This window comes from Pantoea sp. XAF26B01_ASV70 (assembly GCF_054512635.1).
This window is the reverse complement of sequence record NZ_CM137251.1, coordinates 3,797,042-3,817,367: the sequence shown is the minus strand read 5'-3', so window position 1 is coordinate 3,817,367 and position 20,326 is coordinate 3,797,042. Positions and strand designations below refer to the sequence as shown.

Below are 20,326 nucleotides of genomic sequence, written 5' to 3'. Positions count from 1 at the left end.
CTGAGCCTCGTTCTGAACCACGAGTAGAGTTATGTTGAATTTAAGTGGCTGGCGTAATTTTCTCTATGTTCTGCCTGCGGTGCTGGTCTATGCGGTGTTTCTGCTGTTCCCGCTACTGGCCTCGCTGGGCATCAGTTTTACCGAATGGGACGGCACCTCGCTGCCGGTGTTTAGCGGCGTCAGCAACTATCTGCGGATGTTCAGCGATCCGGTGTTCTGGATTGCACTGGGCAATAACGCCATCCTGATGCTGTTCTATACCCTGTTGCCGATTGGCGTCGGCCTGCTGCTCTGCAGCTTTCTGTATGACACGCGCAACAACAGCGAACGCAGCGTGCTGCGCATTCTCTTTTTCCTGCCCTACATCATGCCGATGGCGGTGCTGGGCGTGGTGTGGCGCTGGCTCTATAACCCGGCGTTTGGTCCGATCGACCAGATATTACGCGCAATAGGATTGCCCCAGCTGGCACTCTCCTGGCTGGGTGATTTTACCTGGGCGCTGCCCGCCGTGGGTCTGGTCGCCACCTGGTACTTCTTCGGCTTCTGTCTGGTTCTGTTTATGGCGGGCCTGCAGCGCATGGATCCCTCACTGCTGGAAGCGGCCGATCTCGATGGCTCGTCGCGTCGCCAGAAGTTTATGCGCATTACGCTGCCAGGCCTGCGACCCGAGCTGCGGATTGCCCTGCTGCTGACGGTGATCGCCAGCCTGAAAGCCTTTGACCTGGTCTATGTGATGACGCAGGGCGGCCCGGGCACCTCCACCATGGTGACCAACATCTTTATGTATAAGCAGGGCTTTGATCTGCACTACTTTGGCTACGCCTCGTCGGTGGCGGTGTTCAGCATGGTCATTGTTTTAGGGATTAACTATCTGATCCATCTGGCCTTAAAGGAGCGTTACTGATGCGAAGCACGCCGGTGATTTCACGCGCGCTGATCTGGATCGTGGCGCTGATGACGATTCTGCCGTTCCTGATGGCGCTGATGACGTCGTTCAAAACCCAGATGGAGCTGTTTCAGGGGGTCTTCACGCTGCCCGCCTCGCTGAATTTCAAAAACTACCTGACCGCGTGGCAACAGGGACACTTCAACGTCTACTTCCTCAACTCAGTGCTGGTGGTGATTCCGGTGGTGCTGTTCAGCGTGCTGCTGGGCATTCTGGCCGGGTTCGGTTTCGCGTGGCTGAAAATCCCTGGTAAAAAAGTCATCGGAGCGATGCTGGCGCTGGGGATGGTGTTGCCGAGTGAAGCCTTTATCATTCCGCTCTATCACGAGCTGCGCTGGATGGGGCTGACCAACACCTATCTGGCGCTGATCCTGCCGCAAATCGCCCTGTCGCTGCCCTTTACCACGCTGATGATCGCCAGTGCTTTCCAGCAGGTGCCGAAAGAACTGGTGGAAGCGGCGGTAATGGATGGGGCATCGCGGGTCAAAATTCTGTGGGGCATTCTGGTGCCCGCTATCTGGCCGACCCTCTCAACGCTGGGGCTGCTGCTGTTTATCTGGACCTGGAATGAGTTCCTGATCCCGCTGATTCTGGTCAACAAGGATGAGTTACGCACACTGCCAATTGGCATGATGTTTTTCCAGAACAAAAACACCATCGACATTCCGGTGCTGATGGCGGGCGCGATGATTGTGATTATGCCGCTGATCGTGGTGTTCCTGATTTTCCAGCGCAAGTTCATCAGCGGCGTCACCGAAGGGGCCGTGAAGTAATCTGTGATAGCCCGCACGAAACGGCGCACTGGCGGCCAGACAAAGGTTTGCCGCGTCGTATCGTGCTGCAATTCCTCCTCCTCAATCCTGCGGGAGACGCATGATGCACCTTTCCCTTGCTGATTTTCACCCTGTCGCCGATGGCGAAACCCCGGACACGGCCGTGCTGCAACGCGCTATGGATCAGATTGCGGCGGCGGGCGGTGGCCGTCTGACCCTGCCTGCCGGGCGTTATCGCAGCGGCTGCCTGAATCTGCCCTCTGATTTTGAACTCCATCTTGAAGCGGGCGCGGTGCTGATCGCCAGTCAGCGGCTGGCTGATTACCAGGCGGTACAGGCGCTGAGCTGTGCTGAGAAGTCCCACAATGTGCTGCTCTATGCGCTGGGCCAGCGCAATATCACCATCAGCGGCACCGGCCGTATAGACGGTGACGGTGAAGCCTGGTTTGCCGCTGAGCGTGACGAGCAGGGCTATCGCCTGCCGCGTACGGACCGGCCGCGGATCATTGTGTTTGAAGATTGTGAGCAGGTAACGCTGACCGCTTTTACCATCGTGCAGGCGCCGATGTGGACGGTGCATCTGGTGAGCTGTCGCCATGTGCATATCGACCACCTCACCATCGACAATGCCATGACCATGCCGAATACCGATGCGCTCGATATCGACAGCTGCGAAGCGGTGTTTGTCAGCAACAGCTATCTCAGTGCCGCCGATGATGCCATCTGCATCAAAACCACCCATAAACCGGCCGCGCTGCGGCGTCCGGCGCGGCAGATTATGATCACCAACTGCCTGCTGCGTAGCTACAGCTGCGCCTTTAAAATCGGCACTGAAACCTGGGATGATGTGGAAGATGTCACGGTGACCGGCTGCACCATTTTTGATTCCAACCGTGGCATCGGCATTCTGTCGCGTGACGGTGGCGCGATGCGGCGTCTGCTGTTCAGTAATCTGACTTTTGCCTGTCACCATGCGCCGCCCTGTCACTGGGGAAAAGCCGATCCGCTGCATATTTCGGTGCGCAGTCGCGATCCCGCCATTACGCCAGGCATCGTAGAGCAGGTGCAGTTCAGTAACGTTACGGGCGTGGCGGAAGGGGCGATTAACCTGCATGCGGCAGAACCGGGCTGGATACGCGATGTGGTCATCAGCCAGCTGCAGATGCGGCAGACCGTGGCACCGGTTGCACAGGGACACTATGACGTACGGCCGCCCTGTAACCCGGACTCCCCGACCGGCATGGGGCTGGATAACGCCTACAAACTTGACCCGAAAACCGGAGAAGCTTTTGGCGTAGAGCGCTATCCCGGCGGGCTGCCGGGCCTGTTCGCACGCGGGGTGGAGAACCTGCAACTGCACAGCCTGGCGATAATACGGCCGGAACCGTTACCGCCAGGCTGGCACCCCGAGTGCGTGGTGCAGTTGCCGGACTAAATCACAGCGCGGCGGCGATGGCCATACCGAGCTGTTCGGTGCTGGCGCTGCCGCCGAGATCGCGCGTCAGGTGCTCACCCGCTGCCAGCGTGCGTTCAATCGCGTCTAACACCGCATCACCTGCCGCTTTGTAGCCGAGGTGCTCCAGCATCATCGCGCCACACCAGATCTGTCCGATGGGATTGGCGACACCTTTACCGGCGATATCGGGCGCAGAACCGTGAACCGGTTCAAACAGGCTGGGGAACAGGCCTTCCGGGTTGATATTGGCCGAAGGGGCGATGCCGATAGTGCCGGTACAGGCCGGGCCGAGATCGGAGAGGATATCGCCAAACAGATTGCTGGCGACCACCACATCAAACCAGTCCGGATGCAGCACGAAGTTAGCGGTGAGAATATCGATGTGATACTTATCGACGCGAACATCGGGGAACTGACCGGCCATGGCTTCAACGCGGCTATCCCAGTAGGGCATGGTGATGGCAATGCCGTTCGATTTGGTGGCGGAGGTCAGGTGTTTCTTCGGCCGACTCTGCGCCAGCTGATAGGCAAACTTCAGGATGCGATCGACGCCGGTGCGCGTCATCACCGTCTCCTGAATCACCACTTCACGTTCGGTGCCGGGGAACATGGTGCCGCCGACGCTGGAGTATTCACCCTCAGTGTTTTCGCGTACCACATAGAAGTCGATATCGCCGGGCTGACGGTTCGCCAGCGGCGCTTTGACGCCTGGCATCAGTCGCACCGGACGCAGATTCACATATTGATCGAACTCCCGGCGGAACTGCAGCAGCGAGCCCCACAGTGAAACGTGGTCGGGCACCACATCGGGCCAGCCGACTGCGCCAAAATAGATCGCATCAAAGGCTTTCAGCTGTGGAAACCAGTCGTCAGGCAACATTTTGCCATGCTGCTGCCAGTAGTCGGCACTGGCGTAATCGAACCACTCCCAGCGCAGCGGAATGTTAAATTTCTCTGCGGCCGCATTCATTACACGGACGCCTTCCGGCATCACTTCTTTGCCGATGCCGTCGCCAGGGATCACGGCAACAGAGTGAATTTTGTCAGTCACAGGGTACCTTTCCGGTTGATGTTCGAATTGTGTACGCAGTATAACTGTCGCTTACGGGGAAATAATGAGCCTGAAAGGCAATCCAGTGTTGAATAAAAGTAGAGAATCCCGCACCTCCACCGATGATTTAGCCTTCTTTGTTCGCCTGGCTGCGCTGGATAGCCTGACTGCGGCGGCGCGCGAACTGGGACTGTCGCTGGCGGCGGTCAGCAAACGTCTGAGCCAGCTGGAACAGCGGCTTGGTGTGCAACTCCTGCGCCGCACCACGCGACGACTGGAGCTGACGCCGGAAGGGCGCCGCTATCTGGCGGGCGCGCGTCCGTTGCTGGATCAGCTGGCGGCGCTGGAAGAGGCGGTCAGCGGCGAGACCGCCCAGCTGCGCGGCACACTTAACATCAACGCCTCATTTGGCTTTGGCCGTCGGCATATTGCGCCCTGCGTCTCGGCTTTTGCCGCGCTGCACCCGGAACTCTCGCTGTCGCTGCAGCTCAGCAGCCAGCCACTTAATTTTCTTGATGCCCACATGGATATTGATATCCGCGTCGGGGAACCGCCCGACTCACGGCTGGTGGCGCGCAAACTGCGTACCAATCCGCGCATTCTCTGCTGCTCACCCGCCTATGCCGCCCGGCACGGTCTGCCGGAGACAGTGCGCGATCTGGCACAACACAACTGCATTTTACTGCGCCAGCACGACAGCGATTTTACCCTGTGGCGACTGACCAGCGGCGAACAGAGCATCAATCAGAAAGTGCGCGGCAGTCTGATCACCAACGATGGCGAAGTGGCGATGCGGCTGGCGATGGATGGGCATGGCATCTTGCTGCGTTCCTGGTGGGATGCGCAGCACAGTCTGGCGACGGGCGAACTGCTGCCGGTGTTACCCGACTGGCAGGCACCGGATGGCGATATTTTTGCGGTCTGGCAGGCGCAGCGTCAGCTTCCGGCGCGTATTACCGCATTTGTGGGGTTTCTGCAGAGCAATCTGCAATCGGTTGATTAGCCAGGCTTTTAAAGGCAGTTTCTGGCGCGGCCAGACGCCTGCGGACAATAAACATACCGCATTAAGCTGATTCGGTTGCGTCATCATGCCGCTGCGTTTACAGCGTTTTAGCGGCTGCGTATGATTCTTATTCTTTTTATTTCCTGCCTGTCCTCTGCGTTGTGGCCAGCCGGGAGCAGCAGGCAGATAGGGGAGTTAAGTATGAAAGCGTTGTTCAGTCCGCGTACAGCGGCACTTACACTGGCGATGGTGACCACCTTCAGCCTGACGGCGTGCCAGATGCCGGCGAAAAAAGTGGATGCCAGCGCGCCGGTGGTGATGCAGCCCTCCAGTCCCGATAACCTGATTCAGCGCGAGCTGGGTGAAGGTTTGTATGAGATGGCCTATCTGCCAGCAAAAAATGCCCTCTATGTCGCCAGCGCGCAGGGATTTAAAGATATCAGCGGCGGCATGATCTACCGTCTTGATGCTTCCACGCTGCAGAGCACCGGCGCGGGACACTTCGACCTGAAAAACTTTGGTCTGATCAGTGCGCCTGACGGCAGCGCACTCTACGCCACCAACACGCTGGATGGCGGTATCTCTAAAATCGATCCTGATAACGGTAAGGTGCTGAAGCGCCTGATGTTTGACGAGAAAAACGAGAAAGGCATGCCCTATGGCACGCGTGAAATCTTTCTGCATGACGGGCTGCTCTATGTCGGCGGCGTGGGTGATCCGGGCGTGATCTGGGTGGTTGATGCCAAAACCCTGACGCTGAAAACCCGGATAAAAAATGCCGGGAAGTGGGTCACAGGCATCATCTTCTCGCCGGTCAGCGACCGGATTTATGCGGCGAACGGCAGCGGAGAAATCCTGGTGATCAATCCGCGCAATAACAAAATCGAGCAGCGCCTGACGGCGGGTGACGGGCAGGAGTATCTGTTCCTGAATATGGCCGAGGATCCGGCAACCGGTCGCCTGTTTGTTACGGATAATTCAAAAGCGAAAAATACGCTGGTGTTTGATGAGCGCAGCGGCAAGGTCATTAAGCGTCTGAATCCGGGCGACTCACTGGGGATTAAGTTTAATGGCAAGCGCAATGAGATTTATATCAGCCAGCGCGAATCGAAGAAGGTGCTGCAGCTGGATGGCACCACCTATGAGGTGAAAAACAGCTGGTCATTTGATAGCCACCCCAACAGTCTGCTGGTCTCACCGGACGGGCAGACCCTGTTCGTCACCCTGAAGCAGGGCTTCAATGACGATCACAGCAGTCAGGGGCTGGATGGCGTGGCGCGTATCACACTGCAATAAAAAAAGGCGGCATCGCTGCCGCCTGAATCTTTACTTAGCCACACCTTCTACCAGCACCACGCGATAGTTCGCGCCTTTCAGACGGTGCGCTTTGGCAGCCTGATATTCCGGGCTGTCATACCAGGCATGTGCGGCTTCGCGGCTCGCGAATTCCAGAATCACCACGCCTTCCGCTTCCTGTCCTTCCAGCGTTTCCAGTTCGCCATAAAAGGCGAGAGGATTGATCTGATGATCGCCGCGAGCCTCGCCCGCTTTCTCGGCATAGATCGCCATTTCGTCCTGGTTCAGGGTGTTATCACGAATAAATACAACATATGCACTCACAGGTCTCTCCTTAAGCTTTTTTATCCTGGGTTTTGGTATCGAAGTCAGCGGCATCATGACGCTCGTGCAGCTGATCGGCCGGGTCGCCCATGACACGGTTGACCTTGCGGCCACGAATCACAGCAGGTCGCAGCGCGATCTCTTTCGCCCAGCGCACCACATTTTTATAGGACTGCACATCCAGGAATTCGGCACCGCCATACTGGTCATTCAGCACCATGTTGCCGTACCACGGCCAGGTGGCGATATCAGCGATGGTGTAGTCATCACCGGCCAGATAGCGGTTATCTGCCAGCTGACGATCCAGCACGTCGAGCTGACGCTTCGCTTCCAGCGTGAAGCGGTTAATGGCGTACTCAATTTTTTCTGGCGCGTAGTGATAGAAATGACCGAAACCACCGCCGAGGTAAGGCGCTGAGCCCTGTAACCAGAAGAGCCAGTTCAGGGTTTCGGTGCGGCCAGCGATATCTTTCGGCAGGAAGTAGCCATACTTCTCCGCAAGATAGAGCAGGATGTTGCCCGATTCAAATACCCGAATCGGCGGCGTTGCTGAGTGGTCGCTCAGCGCCGGGATTTTCGAGTTCGGGTTTACGTCGACAAAACCGCTGGAGAACTGATCGCCTTCGCCGATACGGATCAGCCAGGCATCATATTCCGCATCGTTGACGTTAAGCGCCAGCAGTTCTTCCAGCAGGATGGTCACTTTCTGGCCGTTAGGCGTGCCAAGCGAATAGAGCTGTAAAGGATGCTTGCCGACCGGCAACGCTTTTTCATGGGTGGGACCAGCGAACGGACGATTAGTTTTAGCGCCGTTGCCTTTGGCTTCAGGGTCCCAGGTCCAGACTTTTGCGGGCTGATATGCATTTTCCGACATAATGAAAGTTCGCCTTATGGTGTGGTATTGGTCTGGAGTGTAGCAGGTGCTGCGAAGGGGGTTTAACTCTGCTGGCTGCGCAAGGCCGTGCTGCAGGGGGCTGATGTCAGGCGGGCAGCGGCACAGGAGAAAAGTGAATAAAAGTGTGTCAGGCAGGTGGTTCGTTATCCTGAGCGGAGGTGGCCGTGCAGTCAGCAGCGACTGCACGGCAGGCAGGGTTACAGCAGTTCACGCTCAATCAGTTCGCGGGTTTCTACCGCCTGAACCTTTATCTTTTCCGGGTAGCCAAACAGAGACGCCGCGATGATCGGTTCACCGCCGACTTTATAACTGCGGGTAGCAAAGCCGGTGTCGCGCAGCGTTTTAAACAGGGTGTCGAAGTCCACTTCGCCTTCGCCCACGCCGACATGCTGGTGAATGGTGGCATCCACCCCTGGCGGGTTAACGATGTAGCGACAGTGTTTTGTATGGTTCATGGTGTCGGCGATCAGCATGTGTGACAGATCGTCACCGGCATACTCCAGCATCGGTTTCACATCACCTTTGCCTTTGTCATAAAAGAAAGTGTGTGGTGCGCTATAAATATACTTCACGTTATCGCTGCGAAACGACTTCACGATATCCACGGTTTCGTTGTTCTCTTCGCAGAAATCCCATGGATGCGCCTGGATTTCGACGCGGATGCCTTCACGTTCGATGATTGGCAGCAGCTCTTCCATGGAGCGATAGAACATCTCTTCACAGATTTCCGGCTCGTTAGGCGTGCCGGAGAGCTCGGTGTTGATCACCTGCACACCCATCTCAACCGCGATCTCGATCATCCGCTTCCAGTTCTTCACCGCCGCCTGACGACGCAGCTCATCCGGGCCGGACCAGCGATAGACCACGATAAACGAGGAGATCTCCAGCCCGGTGGCGTTTAACGCATTCTTATACTCGGTGATGATTTCACGGCTGGCTTTAGGATGTTTATAAAACGGGTTGATCTGCGGATGCGGCGACTGTTCGATATATTTGTATCCCCAGTCGGCCACCTGATGAACCATACGGGTGATGCCTAAATCTTTAATCACATCCACATCAAAAGCGATTTTCATCTTTCTGCTCCGGGCACATTAAGGTTGCTGTTCTTCATTGAAGGTCACGCCAATCTGCTGCCTGACGTTGTCCATCGTGGCCAGGGTGGTAATCGCCTGGTCAAGCGAATGGATGGGTGAATCGATCCGGTTCTGACCGATACACCAGGCGAAATGGTTAATTTCATGACAGAGCTGTTCATAGCGGCTGGCAGGCTCCTGCCACTGCAGGCGATGACGCCGATCGCTGGAGGTCAGGGTGAAGTTACCAGGCGCATAGAACTGGCCCGCCAGTTCCAGCGTGGCCTCGCGTCCGGCGATCACCGCGCCGCCTGGCGTGTTGCTGAACAGGGTGGTATTCAGCACCGAATGCATGCCGTGCTGATGGGTAAACAGCATCGACGTCTGACCGTTTACACGCCCAGCCGGGACGGGCTGGCCCCGGGCGACGATCGTGTCAGGCGCACCGCCGCCAACAAACACGCTAAGCGCCACCAGATAGCTGCCCAGATCCAGCATCGGGCCGCCCGCCAGATCGGCGTTGAAGATGCGATGGTCTGGTGTGAAAAACTCGCCATGATCGGCAATCAGGGTGTGAACATCGCCGAGCACGCCATCCTCCAGCAGCTGACGGATAACGTCATATTTCGGTGTGAAGTTGCACCACATCGCCTCCATACAGAGCAGGTTCGCGGCAGCGGCGGCCAGTTTAAGCTGTGTCGCCTGCTGAGCATTCAGCGCCAGCGGCTTTTCAATCAGCAGATGCTTTCCGGCGGCAATCGCGCGCAGACCATCGGGAAAATGGTGGTTGTGGGGCGTAGCGATATAGACCGCATCAACATCCTCCCGCGCCAGCAGCACGTCGATACTGCCCGTGGCATGGCTGATTGACCATTTGTCGGCAAAGGCCTGTGCTTTTGCCGGGTCACGCGCAGCCACCGCCGTGATCTGCTGGTGGGTATGCTTGCGCAGTGCATGGGCAAAATGGTCGGCGATCCAGCCCGGCCCGATAATGCCCCAGCGCAACTGTGGTACCTGGCTGGCCGCGGTCAGGCGTGGAACCGGAAGCGTTGAAGGGAACATAACTTTTCCTTTTATACGTGCAGGCAGGTGCTGCTCAGGGCTCCACTATAGAAAGCCCGCCGTCGTCGCTCTAACCTTTTAATGATGTGATCCCATCAACCCGATCGGCGCAGGATTTTTATCCGTTTTAGCAAATGGGCGTTTTAAAGAGAATGCAGAAAGAAATGAATGTTTCATTTTGCGAGGACGATCAAGATTAACGCTGACTTTCTATCAAATAAATGAGAGGAAATGGCTGTGCCGCGATAGAGTGTTGATGTCTCAGACAACAGAATATATAGGCGTAGCCGTCAGCCAGCGCTACAGAGAGCAGAAGCAGGGAGAAGGATGATGTCAAAAGTGACGATGACCGCTATTGCGCAGGCGGCGGGCGTGGGCGTGGCCACCGTGGATCGGGTGCTGAATGGACGCGCGCCGGTGCGCAGCGTGACCGAGCAGAAAGTGCTGGCTGCGGCCCGCGAGCTGGGCTATCACCTGACGCAGGCACACATCCGGACAACATCGCTGCTCGCTGCGGCAATAGTTCGCGTGAGCTTTATCCTGCTGCCTGCCCGTTATTCGTTTTATCAGCAACTCGGCGAGGTGCTGAAACAGCAGCTGAAGGCGCAGCAGCCACAGGGCAGCGAACCTGAATTCTGCTGGCATGATATTCATGAAGTGGAGGCGGTGGCGCACTCGCTGCGTCTGCTGGCACAGCGCAGTGATGTGATTGCGCTGGTGGCGCTGGATCATCCGCTGATTCGTCACGCGATTCAGGATGTGTCACGACTGGGCGTACGGGTTTACGCGCTCTTTTCTGATTTCTCGCCCTGTGAGCATGCGGGGTTTATCGGCATTGATAATCAGAAAGCGGGACGTACGGCGGCCTGGATGGCACAGCATCTGCTGCGTCAGCCGGGATGCGTTGGGGTGCTGCTGGGCGATCACCGCTTTACCTGCCAGGAGAGCAGCGAGATCAGTTTCCGCTCTTACCTGCGCGAGTCAGGCATCAGCCAGCGGGTACTGGAACCGTTAAAAACGCATGAGTCGGGTGAAGGAGGCTATCAGGCGACCCGGCAGTTGCTGGACACCCATGATGATCTGGTGATGATTTATGCGCCCTGCGGCGGCATAGAGGGCGTGGTGCAGGCGCTGCGTGACAGCGGACGCAGGCAGATCGATCTGCTGTGCCACGGTCCGCTGCCCGGCGATGAGCTGGCGCTGATTGATGGCACCATTACGCTGATGTTGCGCCATCGTATTGATGCCATGGCTGCGGCGGTGATCGCCACCTGCCTCAACAGCCGGATGGAACAGCGCGACCATTTTGCTCAGGTGACCGTACCCTTTGAAATCGTGACGCGTGAAAACCTGTAGAAAGAGCAGGTTAGCGGGTATTTGATAGAAAGCTATCATATAAAGAAATATTTAAACGCGATCTCTATCAAAAAATGAAACGTTCATTGTTGTCTGAGATGAAATTTTCATTTGATACTGCCAGCAGTTCTCACTGCACAGGCAGATATCATGACCTTTCACATTGCTAATGCGCCCTGTAGCTGGGGCGTCGACGATCCCGCTAATCCCTGGCTGCCGCCATGGCAGAAAGTCCTGACCGAGGCCGCTCAGGCTGGCTATCCCAGTATTGAACTCGGCCCCTGGGGCTATCTGCCAGCGGATGCAGCCGAACTGACCCGGCAGCTTAATGCGCATCAGCTTTCGCTGGTGGCGGGTACGATTTTTGATGATTTGGTCAGTGAAGCGCATTTCCCTGAACTGGTCACGCTCACCCACAACCTGTGCCGTACCCTGGCCAGCGTACCAACCGCCGCCAGAACGCCCGGCGCCAGCGCGCCTTATTTGGTGGTCATCGACTTCGGGAATCCGGAGCGGGCGAAATATGCCGGTCAGTCAGAAAAAGCGCCACGGCTCTCCGCTGACGACTGGCAGCGCATGATGCGACACATCACCATTCTGAGTGAGATTGCCTGGCAGGAGTATGGCGTGCGACCGGTGATCCATCCGCATGCGGGCGGCTGCATTGAGTTTGCCGATGAGCTTGCGCGGCTGGTCAGTGATATTCCGCATCAGGTGGCTGGTTTATGTCTGGATACCGGCCATCTCTATTACGCCGGGATGGATCCGGTCGCTTCACTGCAACAGTACTGGACCCGCATCGATTACCTCCACTTCAAAGACGTTAACCAGCGGGTCTGGCGAGACGCCCTCTCTCGCGGACTCGACTTTTTCACTGCCTGCGCGCAGGGGGTGATGTGTCCGCTGGGGCAGGGCGCAATTGACTATCCGGCGGTGCGCACGCTGCTGACTGAGCGTAACTATCAGGGCTGGATCACCATCGAACAGGAGCGTGATCCGCGCCATGCCGACACCAGTCTGCGGGATGTTAAAGCCAGCCTGGACTATCTCCGATCAACAGGATTCTGAGGACAACAGCATGATTAACGGTAAAAAAGCGGCTAATCGCTCGCTGCGCTGGGGCATGATCGGCGGCGGCGGCACCAGCCAGATTGGCTATATCCATCGCTCTGCAGCACAGCGTGACGGAAACTTTGTGCTGCTGGCGGGGGCGTTTGATATTGATGCCGCACGCGGGCGTGAGTTTGGTCAGGCGCTGGGTGTGGCACCGGACCGCTGTTATCCCGATTATGCCAGCCTGTTCGCCGGGGAAGCCGCGCGTGAAGATGGCATTGAGGCGGTGTCTGTCGCCACGCCTAATAATACTCATTTCGCCATTTGCCGCGCGGCGCTTAATGCCGGGCTGCATGTGGTGTGCGAGAAGCCCCTCTGTTTTACGGTCGAAGAGGCGGATGAGCTGGAGCAGCTGAGCCGGGAGAAGCAGAAGGTTGTTGGCGTCACCTACGGTTACGCCGGGCATCAGCTGGTTCATCAAGCCAGGGAAATGATCGCCGAAGGGGCTTTGGGTGAGATCCGCATCGTTAACATGCAGTTTGCCCACGGCTTCCATAATGAGGCGGTGGAGTTGCAGAGTGAAAGCACCCGCTGGCGGGTTGATCCGCGCTTTGTCGGCCCGAGTTACGTGTTAGGCGACCTGGCGACGCATCCGTTATTTATCGCAGAAACGATGTTGCCACAGCTGAAAGTGACGCGTCTGCTCTGTTCGCGTCAGAGCTTTGTCGCGTCGCGTGCGCCGCTGGAGGACAACGCCTTTGTGATGATGGAGTATGACAACGGCGCAGTCGGCACGTTATGGGCGTCGGCGGTGAATGCCGGATCGATGCACGGGCAGAAGATTCGGGTCGTCGGATCGAAAGCCAGTCTGGAATGGTGGGATGAGCAGCCGAACCAGTTGCGCTATGAAGTGCAGGGCGAGCCAGTGCGCATTCTGGAGCGCGGCATGGGCTATCTTAATCCGCGCGCGCTGGAAGAGGACCGCATTGGCGGAGGGCATACCGAGGGGTTATTTGAAGCCTGGTCCAATCTTTATCGTCGCTTCGCACTGGCGATGGATGCCACCGATCGCCGTGACACCGACTTCCTGCAGGATTTCTGGTATCCCGACGTGCATGCCGGATTAATGGGCGTGCGCTGGGTCGCGCAGTGCGTGAAATCGGCGGATGCCGGTGCAGTGTGGGTGGCGTGCTGAAGCAGAGGGCGAGCCACAGGATGTGGCGAGTGTATCGAACCTTCGATAACGGGTTCGTTCCACAAAAGCAAAAACCCGCCAGAGGCGGGTTCTTTAAATTTTGGTGCCCGAACCCGGAATCGAACCAGGGACACGGGGATTTTCAATCCCCTGCTCTACCGACTGAGCTATTCGGGCAACGGGGCGCATTAAACCGTAAAGGCCGCGGGTCGTCAACGGCTTTCACTAAAAAACCCCTGGAAACGTGACTGATTGCCTGATTTTCAGTCAAAGCGGGTAAAACCTCAGGCCAGCGCGCCATTTTTACGGCACAGCGCGATGCTGTAAACATCCTCCGCCAGCCGCTGTGCGGTGGCGACATCCTGCACATTGCGCTTCACCAGCAGCTTGCTGAGGCAGCCTTCAAGAATCAGCTCCATCTGATCGGCCACCATGCTGGGGTTGTCCAGCGCCTGCTCCACCAGAATGTCGTGGGTGAACTGCCATGAGCCGCGTTTCTGCTGTTCGGCTAGTTGATGGATGGGCTGATCGGGCTGCGGGTAGAAGCTGCAGGCGGCGATAAACAGGCAGCCTGGAAAGCGTCCTTTGCTGACCTGCTCACTCAGGACCTCATAGCGTGCCATCAGCTTCTGGTCGGGCGACAGCGATTCATCCAGCAGGATCTGGCGTCGCCAGGTATCAATCTGCTGCCCGTGATAGCGCAGCGCATCGTAGAGCAGGGCGTCACGATCGGGCCAGAACTGCTGAAGCTGGTCACGGGTTAATTCGGATCCCGCCAGGGTTTCCAATGAGAGGGTGGCGGCGAGGCCGTTCTGTTCAAGCACATTCAATGCATGCTCGAGTATCTGTTCACGCTGCAAGTGACTCTCCTCTGGTATGCAGGCCCGGTAATGCACCGGGCAATGACCTGACTCCAGTGTTGTTTACGGGGTAAGTTTCTGCAAATGCGCCCGGAAGTCGGCGGCATTGAGAAACCCGGTGATGCGCGATCCGGCGATTTCGCGGCCCTGCGCATCAAAGAACAAAATCGTCGGTAAGCCCAGCACCTGAAGGTGCTGCAACAGCGCGTTATCACTGGCGTTGTTGGCGGTGACGTTGGCCTGTAGCAGCTGTACCTGACTCAGGCTATCGCGCACGGCGCTGTCACTAAAGGTATATTTTTCAAACTCTTTGCAGGCGACGCACCAGTCAGCGTAGAGATCGACCATGGTGATGCGGCCACGGGCCTGCTGCAGCGCGCTATCGAGCTGCTGCGGCGTCTGGATAGTATGGAACGGCAGCGGTGCCACAGCCTGCTGCTGCGCCGGTCCGCCAAAGGCCCAGTCCTGCAACGGGCGTGCGCTGATCAGCGCAGCGGCCAGCATGATAATCTGCACTACGCGCCACTTACCACTGCTGGCGCGCAGGCTGACGCTGAACGCCCAGCCAAAGAACGCCACGCCGAGCAGGCTCCAGAGTCGCAATCCCCACGCATCGCCCAGCACCCGCTCCAGCAGGAAGACCGGCAGCGCCAGGATGACAAAACCAAAGCCCTCTTTAACGGTTTGCATCCACGGGCCGCTTTTTGGCAGCAGCCGGTTGCCAAACAGGGTCACGGCGATCAGCGGTAATCCCATTCCGACCGCATAGAGCCACAGCGTCCCGGCACCGGCCCACAGATTTCCGCTCTGCGCGATGTAAAGCAGAATGGCGCTGAGCGGGGCCGTGGTGCAGGGCGAGCAGATCAAACCCGCCAGTGCCCCCATAAGGAAGACGCCGGGCAGCGAGCCACCCTGCTGACGATTACTCCACAGGGTCAGGCGGGTTTGCAGGCTGGCGGGCAGTTGCAGCGTAAACAGGCCGAACATCGACAGCGCCAGCACGATAAACAGCAGTGAGAGCGTGAACAGCACATAAGGATGCTGCAACGCGGCCTGGAAGCGCAGGCCCGCTGCCGCGACGACGACTCCCAGCAGCGTGTAGGTCAGCGCCATCCCCTGCACATAGACCATCGCCAGCGCGAACAGCCGGCCCAGCGAATAGTGGCGCTGTCCGCCAAGGATAATGCCGGAGATCAGCGGATACATCGGCAGTACGCAGGGCGTAAACGCGACACCGATACCAATCAGTAGCGCCCAGAGCGGCGAGAAAGGCAGCGGGCTGGCGGGCGCGGGCTGAGCGCTGACCGGCGGCGGTGCGCTGCTGGCGGTTACCGCACTTACCGGAACGCTGCGCGTCTCTGGCGGATAACAGAATCCGGCGGCGGCACAGCCCTGATAAGTCACACTGAGCGTGGCGCCGCTGGCCGCCTGTTGCAGCGTCACCGGCAGCGTCAGATCCTGCGGATAGATTTCACTTTTGCCGAAGAATTCATCTTCATGCGGCTGACCAGCCGGCAGCGTTAACGGCGCGATGGTCGCGTTCTGCGGTGTGATGTGGATCTGCTGGCGATAGAGGTAATAACCCGATTTCACTTTCCAGTGCAGGTTGAGCTGCGCGCCCTGCTGGTCGAAGTCAAAAGTAAAGGCCTGATCAACCGGCACAAAGCGACTGGTCGTCGGATTTGAAAAGAGTGAAGCGTGCGCCTGCAGGCCGATAAACAGCGTCAGCAGAAGCGTAATTAAGCGAGAGATGCGTGCAGCCATGACAAGTATTCACTGTCTCCATATTGAACCGGCAGCGCCAGCAGTTCGGGCACATCGTAAGGGTGAGCGTCTTTGAGCAGATCACACAGCGCCTGCTGATGATCGCTGTCGCATTTCAGCAGCATCTGGACTTCGCTGCTCTGCTCCATTTTTCCCTGCCAGAGATACCAGGAGGTGGCGCCCGGCAGCAGTGTGACACAGGCCGCCAGCCTGGCTTCCAGCGCTAAGCCAGCAAGGTGCTCCGCCGTGGCCTGATCGGGCGTGGTGCAGAGGATAACGACAGCATTCATCCTGTAACTCCTGTTTTAAAGAGCGCCGATGATAGCACGCTCCATCCGTAACACGAGGAGTGCGCTTATAGCAGCAATCCGCCAAAAACGAAGCCAGAGAGCACCGACAGCGCAATGGCGATCACGCCGGGAATGATAAAGGCATGGTTAAACACATACTTGCCAATCCGGGTCGAACCCGTGTCATCCATCTCTACTGCGGCCAGCAGGGTCGGGTAGGTCGGCAGCACAAACAGCGCTGAAACCGCCGCGAAGGAAGCGATGGCAGTAAGCGGCGTAACGCCCAGCAGCAGCGCGGCGGGCATCAGCGCTTTGGTGGTCGCAGCCTGCGAGTAGAGCAGCATCGAGGCGAAGAACAGCACCAGCGCCAGCATCCACGGATAGGTTTTCAGCGTGTCGCCCGCCAGCATCTGAATCTCCGCCAGATGTGCCTTCACAAAGGTATCGCCCAGCCAGGCGACGCCCATCACGCAGATACAGGCGCTCATGCCGGACTTAAAGGTGCTGGCGCTGAGGATTTCGCTGGTGTCGAGTTTGCAGGTCAGGCTGATCAGCGTGGCGATGGTCAGCATAAACACCACAATCGCTTCATTGCGTGGCAGTGGCGGATTGACGATCAGCCCGACGCTGGCGCTGGTCGCGGTGGCATAAAGCACCACGGCCACAATGCCCGTCAGAAACAGCAGCACCGATTTTTTCGCGCCCGGTTTTGCCTGGTAGAGGCTGGCGCCGCGCAGCGTGACTTCGCCTTTGGCGAGACGCGCCTGATAAACCTCATCATCCTTTAGCTCACGGCCTAAGAAGTTAGTCACCAGAGCCGCCAGGAAGAGGCCCACCATGGTTGAGGGGATGGCAATCGCCAGCAGCGTGATATAGCTGACGCCGCGCGGCTCAAGCAAAGTGGCGAAGAAAACCACTGCGGCTGAAATGGGTGATGCGGTAATCGCGATCTGCGAAGCCACTACCGCAATCGACAGCGGCCGGGAAGGGCGAACGCCTTGCTCTTTCGCCACTTCGGCAATCACCGGTAATGTTGAGAACGCGGTATGTCCGGTACCGGCCAGTAGCGTCATCAGGTAGGTCACTAGTGGGGCCAGCAGCGTAACGTGGCGTGGATGGCGGCGCAGCAGGCGTTCCGCCAGGCTCACCAGATAATCCATGCCGCCTGCCACCTGCATGGCGGCTATCGCGGCGATCACCGCCATGATGATTTCAATCACATCGAACGGAATAGCACCGGGTGCCATGCCAAATCCCAGCGTCAGGATCAGCACGCCCATTCCGCCTGCGAACCCGATACCAATGCCGCCAAGACGTGCGCCCAACCAGATCGCCATCAAGACGATAAGCAGCTCAACCACAAACATGAATGACTCCTGAAAGATAAACCGGTAATAGCCGGGTGTGCTGTTTAACAAAAAAAAAGGCACACCGTGTTGATCGCGGTGTGCCTTTGGTTAACCAGCGTCGGTTAAACCTTACTGTTCGTTTTCATCAGTATAACGTTTGGCTTTATAAACCGGGTACATCAGGTTCTGCACCGAGAAGATATCGTCCAGCTCACTTTCCGTCAGCAGGCCGCGCTCCAGCACGACTTCACGTACGCTTTTACCGGTTTCCGCACAGATTTTACCGACGATGTCGCCGTTGTGGTGGCCGATGTAAGGGTTGAGGTAAGTCACGATACCAATCGAGTTGAAGACATAGGCTTCGCACACTGCGCGGTTGGCGGTAATGCCGTTGATGCACTTCTCCAGCAGGTTGTAGCAGGCGTTAGTCAGAATGCTGATCGACTCAAACAGCGCCTGGCCAATCACCGGCTCCATCACGTTGAGCTGCAGCTGGCCCGCTTCAGAGGCCATCGTCACGGTGATGTCGTTGCCAATCACTTTGAAGCAGACCTGGTTTACCACCTCCGGTACAACCGGATTGACCTTGGCGGGCATGATAGAGGAACCCGCCTGCAGCTCTGGCAGGTTGATTTCATTCAGGCCAGCACGCGGGCCAGAGGAGAGCAGGCGCAGGTCGTTACAGATTTTAGAGAGCTTCACCGCCAGACGTTTCAGCGATGAATGGACCATCACATAGGCGCCGCAGTCGGAGGTTGCTTCAATCAGATCTTCCGCTGGCACCACCGGCAGGTTGCTGACTTCCGCCAGACGCTGTACCGCCAGGTGCTGATAGCCTTCCGGCGTGTTGAGGCGGGTGCCGATGGCGGTCGCGCCCAGGTTCACTTCCAGCAGCAGTTCCGCGGTGCGCAGAATGCTTTTGGTCTCTTCGTTCAGCAGTACGCTGAAGGCGTGAAATTCCTGCCCGAGGGTCATCGGCACGGCATCCTGCAACTGGGTACGGCCCATTTTCAGGATGGTCTGGAACTCATCGGCTTTGTGCTGGAAGCCTTCGGCCAGCTGGCTGATGCCATCAAGCAGTTTCAGTAGCGAGCTGTAGACCGCGATGCGGAAACCGGTTGGGTAAGCGTCGTTGGTAGACTGGCATTTGTTCACATGATCGTTGGGGTTGAGGTACTGATATTCCCCTTTCTGGTGGCCCATCAGCTCCAGGCCGATGTTCGCCAGTACTTCATTGGTGTTCATGTTGACCGAGGTCCCGGCACCGCCCTGATAAACATCCACGGGGAACTGGTCCATACAGCGGCCGTTGTTGAGCACTTCGTCGCAGGCCTTAATGATGGTATCGGCAATGTTGCGCGGGATGGTCTGCAGCTCTTTGTTGGCCATCGCCGCCGCTTTTTTTACCATCACCATGCCGCGGACAAATTCAGGTATGTCGCTGATTTTGCTGTTGCTGATATAAAAATTCTCAATCGCACGCAGAGTATGAACGCCATAATAGGCATCCGCCGGAACTTCGCGCATACCTAACAGGTCTTCTTCGATACGAATGTTGTTCGCCATGATAACCTTCTTGTTGTTGCCGCTAACTATCACAAAGGATGTGTTTATTTTGTCGTGGTGTACCCGTGCCGACATATTATCCGTCTTCATAGGGGCGTGTGCGATCATATTCTGATGCATATGAAAAGCACGCATGCAGATCACTTAATGCTGCAGCCTGGTTAACGATATGTGAAGTTGGTTACAAAATTAACCCCGCAGGATAAATTTGACAGGATCGGTTGAAAATGGCGGCGCGGGTGCCCATCTCTTTTCTTATCATCCTCAGGATGAACGCTTTCTGCTGACCGGCACGCTGCCGTTCAGCCCCTACTTACAGGAGAGTACGGTGCGCTGGATACCGTTATTAGTCTTTTTCGTTCTGGCCTGGATTGAGATTTCCCTCTTCATTCAGGTTGCACACGTCATGGGCGTGCTGCTTACCATGCTGCTGGTGGTCTTCACCTCGTGCATCGGCGTCTCGCTGGTCAAAAATCAGGGCATGAAAAACTTTATGCTGATGCAGGAGAAGCTGGCACGTAATGAAAGCCCGGCCAATGAGATGATCAAAAGCGTGTCGCTGATCATCGCCGGTTTCCTGCTGCTGCTGCCTGGTTTCTTTACCGACCTGCTGGGCCTGCTGCTGCTGCTGCCACCGGTGCAGAAACATCTGACGCTGAAGCTGATGCCTCATCTGCGCGTCTGGCGGGGACCGGGAGCCGGTCCAGACAGCGGCTACACCATGGATGGCGAGTTCGAGCGTAAAGACAGCGATCGCCTTGAGCATCATGACGATCACAAGGATCGTTAACCGCAGCTGTCACCTCTGAAAGCGCAACCCTCGGGTTGCGTTTTTTATTTGCCCCATCATCTGTTCAAAAAGCCATCACTTATCACTCACAGGTAAAAAATTTGTTGTCCGCCCCCTTGAAAGTAGGTGATAGCGGCCCTATCTCTCTGGTCACGAGGCCGGAAGCCATGCAGCCCGGTGTTCAACCCCAAAACTGAATGATTGGACTTCTCAAAGGAGAG

19 protein-coding genes and 1 tRNA gene are annotated in these 20,326 nt (G+C 57.3%); 9 read left to right on the top strand and 11 right to left on the bottom strand.

Translation table 11 applies throughout. The features are described from left to right. Positions 1-31 precede the first annotated feature (31 nt). From ACX8ZY_RS18070 to ACX8ZY_RS18060, 3 genes are all read left to right on the top strand, one after another. The gene (locus ACX8ZY_RS18070) at positions 32-904 is read left to right on the top strand and encodes a carbohydrate ABC transporter permease (protein ID WP_010252041.1); all 873 of its coding nucleotides are present in this window, start codon (positions 32-34) and stop codon (positions 902-904) included. After that, positions 904-1,719, top strand: a complete 816-nt coding sequence (locus ACX8ZY_RS18065) for a carbohydrate ABC transporter permease (protein WP_010252038.1) — start codon at positions 904-906, stop codon at positions 1,717-1,719. The genes ACX8ZY_RS18070 and ACX8ZY_RS18065 overlap by 1 nt, the downstream gene beginning before the upstream one ends. A gap of 103 nt (positions 1,720-1,822) precedes the next feature. After that, complete coding sequence (locus ACX8ZY_RS18060; protein WP_425021013.1) at positions 1,823-3,154, top strand: glycoside hydrolase family 28 protein; 1,332 nt, start codon at positions 1,823-1,825, stop codon at positions 3,152-3,154. A gap of 1 nt (position 3,155) precedes the next feature. Here the strand turns inward: ACX8ZY_RS18060 and ACX8ZY_RS18055 are convergent, their stop codons facing one another. Next, the gene (locus tag ACX8ZY_RS18055; RefSeq protein ID WP_033787519.1) at positions 3,156-4,226 is read right to left on the bottom strand and encodes a tartrate dehydrogenase; all 1,071 of its coding nucleotides are present in this window, start codon (positions 4,224-4,226) and stop codon (positions 3,156-3,158) included. A 64-nt stretch (positions 4,227-4,290) separates the two neighbouring features. Here ACX8ZY_RS18055 and ACX8ZY_RS18050 point away from each other — a divergent pair, with 64 nt between their 5' ends. Further along, a complete protein-coding gene (locus tag ACX8ZY_RS18050; RefSeq protein ID WP_033769472.1) occupies positions 4,291-5,229 on the top strand; it encodes a LysR family transcriptional regulator in 939 nt (312 codons plus the stop codon). 201 nt (positions 5,230-5,430) lie between these two features. Beyond that, positions 5,431-6,525, top strand: coding sequence for a YncE family protein (locus ACX8ZY_RS18045; RefSeq protein WP_022625249.1), 1,095 nt, complete (start codon positions 5,431-5,433; stop codon positions 6,523-6,525). Positions 6,526-6,555: 30 nt separating this feature from the next. Here ACX8ZY_RS18045 and ACX8ZY_RS18040 read toward each other — a convergent pair whose 3' ends face one another. From ACX8ZY_RS18040 to ACX8ZY_RS18025, 4 genes are all read right to left on the bottom strand, one after another. Next, entirely contained in the window at positions 6,556-6,849 is a 294-nt protein-coding gene (locus ACX8ZY_RS18040) for a DUF1330 domain-containing protein (RefSeq protein ID WP_010252030.1), read from the bottom strand. Between the two features lie 10 nt (positions 6,850-6,859). Then, positions 6,860-7,723, bottom strand: a complete 864-nt coding sequence (gene yghU / locus ACX8ZY_RS18035; RefSeq protein WP_010252027.1) for a glutathione-dependent disulfide-bond oxidoreductase — start codon at positions 7,721-7,723, stop codon at positions 6,860-6,862. Positions 7,724-7,941: 218 nt separating this feature from the next. Next, positions 7,942-8,820 (bottom strand): sugar phosphate isomerase/epimerase family protein, encoded by an 879-nt coding sequence (locus tag ACX8ZY_RS18030; protein ID WP_421665142.1) that lies wholly within the window; start codon positions 8,818-8,820, stop codon positions 7,942-7,944. Between the two features lie 18 nt (positions 8,821-8,838). Further along, positions 8,839-9,882 carry a Gfo/Idh/MocA family protein gene (locus tag ACX8ZY_RS18025; RefSeq protein ID WP_010672024.1) on the bottom strand — a complete coding sequence of 348 codons (1,044 nt, stop codon included), beginning with the start codon at positions 9,880-9,882 and terminating at the stop codon, positions 8,839-8,841. A 330-nt stretch (positions 9,883-10,212) separates the two neighbouring features. Here ACX8ZY_RS18025 and ACX8ZY_RS18020 point away from each other — a divergent pair, with 330 nt between their 5' ends. From ACX8ZY_RS18020 to ACX8ZY_RS18010, 3 genes are all read left to right on the top strand, one after another. Then, positions 10,213-11,238, top strand: coding sequence for a LacI family DNA-binding transcriptional regulator (locus ACX8ZY_RS18020; protein ID WP_421665385.1), 1,026 nt, complete (start codon positions 10,213-10,215; stop codon positions 11,236-11,238). Between the two features lie 150 nt (positions 11,239-11,388). Continuing rightward, the gene (locus tag ACX8ZY_RS18015) at positions 11,389-12,306 is read left to right on the top strand and encodes a TIM barrel protein (protein ID WP_421665141.1); all 918 of its coding nucleotides are present in this window, start codon (positions 11,389-11,391) and stop codon (positions 12,304-12,306) included. Between the two features lie 10 nt (positions 12,307-12,316). Then, positions 12,317-13,486: a Gfo/Idh/MocA family protein gene (locus tag ACX8ZY_RS18010; protein WP_010252017.1), complete on the top strand. Its 1,170-nt coding sequence runs from the start codon at positions 12,317-12,319 to the stop codon at positions 13,484-13,486. Positions 13,487-13,587: 101 nt separating this feature from the next. On the opposite strand, the gene ACX8ZY_RS18005 is transcribed toward ACX8ZY_RS18010, so the two are convergent. From ACX8ZY_RS18005 to aspA, 6 genes are all read right to left on the bottom strand, one after another. Further along, positions 13,588-13,663: transfer RNA gene (locus tag ACX8ZY_RS18005), tRNA-Phe, on the bottom strand. Positions 13,664-13,770: 107 nt separating this feature from the next. Beyond that, the gene (gene dicD, locus ACX8ZY_RS18000) at positions 13,771-14,346 is read right to left on the bottom strand and encodes a division control transcriptional repressor DicD (RefSeq protein ID WP_010252014.1); all 576 of its coding nucleotides are present in this window, start codon (positions 14,344-14,346) and stop codon (positions 13,771-13,773) included. A gap of 63 nt (positions 14,347-14,409) precedes the next feature. Next, positions 14,410-16,110 (bottom strand): protein-disulfide reductase DsbD, encoded by a 1,701-nt coding sequence (locus tag ACX8ZY_RS17995; RefSeq protein WP_060681562.1) that lies wholly within the window; start codon positions 16,108-16,110, stop codon positions 14,410-14,412. Then, positions 16,086-16,400: a divalent cation tolerance protein CutA gene (gene cutA, locus ACX8ZY_RS17990; RefSeq protein WP_010672018.1), complete on the bottom strand. Its 315-nt coding sequence runs from the start codon at positions 16,398-16,400 to the stop codon at positions 16,086-16,088. The genes ACX8ZY_RS17995 and cutA overlap by 25 nt, the downstream gene beginning before the upstream one ends. 65 nt (positions 16,401-16,465) lie before the next feature. Beyond that, on the bottom strand, positions 16,466-17,767 hold the full coding sequence (locus tag ACX8ZY_RS17985; protein WP_033759606.1) for an anaerobic C4-dicarboxylate transporter: 1,302 nt from the start codon (positions 17,765-17,767) through the stop codon (positions 16,466-16,468). Between the two features lie 111 nt (positions 17,768-17,878). Beyond that, on the bottom strand, positions 17,879-19,315 hold the full coding sequence (gene aspA / locus ACX8ZY_RS17980; protein ID WP_010251996.1) for an aspartate ammonia-lyase: 1,437 nt from the start codon (positions 19,313-19,315) through the stop codon (positions 17,879-17,881). Positions 19,316-19,643: 328 nt separating this feature from the next. Between aspA and ACX8ZY_RS17975 the strand changes: the two genes are divergently transcribed. Next, positions 19,644-20,105, top strand: a complete 462-nt coding sequence (locus ACX8ZY_RS17975; protein WP_010251992.1) for an FxsA family protein — start codon at positions 19,644-19,646, stop codon at positions 20,103-20,105. The last annotated feature ends 221 nt before the right edge of the window (positions 20,106-20,326 follow it).